The sequence below is a fragment of the Neoroseomonas rubea genome (assembly GCF_016106015.1).
Taxonomy (GTDB): Bacteria; Pseudomonadota; Alphaproteobacteria; order Acetobacterales; family Acetobacteraceae; genus Neoroseomonas; species Neoroseomonas rubea.
Map to the genome: position 1 here is coordinate 1 of NZ_JACADQ010000702.1, position 758 is coordinate 758.

The 758-nt window shown below is 74.1% G+C and carries 1 protein-coding gene; it reads right to left on the reverse strand.

The window, feature by feature from the left end; all coding sequences use genetic code 11:
• Positions 1-43: 43 nt before the first annotated feature.
• A complete protein-coding gene (locus HW577_RS25940; protein ID WP_198378947.1) occupies positions 44-580 on the reverse strand; it encodes an NUDIX hydrolase in 537 nt (178 codons plus the stop codon).
• Between the last annotated feature and the right edge of the window lie 178 nt (positions 581-758).

Sequence of the window (758 nt, forward strand, 5' to 3'; positions counted from 1 at the left end):
CTGAACTCGCCGGAGGATCCGAGCAGCAGCGCGCGCCGGCCGGTCACGGCACGGTGCCGGCCAGCGGGCGGGTGCCGCGCGGATCCTCGGGCGGGTTCAGCGCGACGCCGCCGGGCGAGCCCTCCCGCCAGGCGCGCAGCGCCCAGCGGACGGACGGGAAGGCGAGGTTGTCCCAGGGGATGTCGTCCCAGGCGAAGGGCCGCACCTCCAGGCTCTCGGGGCCGGCCTCGAAGCCCGGCTGCTCGAAGCGGGCGCGGAAGATGACCTGCACCTGGCCGAGCCGGGCGATGGAATAGACCGCGAGCACGCCTTCGAGGGCGATGCGCGCGCGCGCTTCCTCCCAGGCTTCGCGGCGCGCGCCTTCCTCGACGGTCTCGCCCATCTCCATATAGCCGGCAGGGATGGTCCAGAAGCCGGAGCGCGGCTCGATGGCGCGGCGGCAGAGCAGGACGGTGTCGCCATCCGCGACGATCGATCCGACGACGACCTTCGGATTCTCGTAGGCGACATGCCCGCAATCGGGGCACATCAGGCGTTCGCGGTCGTCACCTTCGGGAATGCGCCGGACGAAACGGGACATGCCCGCAAGATGGGCTTGCGGGTGGGTCCCGCGCAAGCGGGCGTGCGATGCCTCAGACGCGAAGGTCGAGCAGCGAGCCCCGCGGCAGCGACTGGCCGGCCGGCAGGGCGCCGGCGGGGGGCACGGCCTCGAGGATCCGCTGCGGCGCCGGGCTGGCGGCGCGACCGGCGGCGGCCTC

What these genes read in the sequence shown, in the direction of transcription:
- HW577_RS25940 (WP_198378947.1), bottom strand. Translation starts at nt 580, where the DNA reads ATGTCCCGTTTCGTCCGGCGCATTCCCGAAGGTGACGACCGCGAACGC.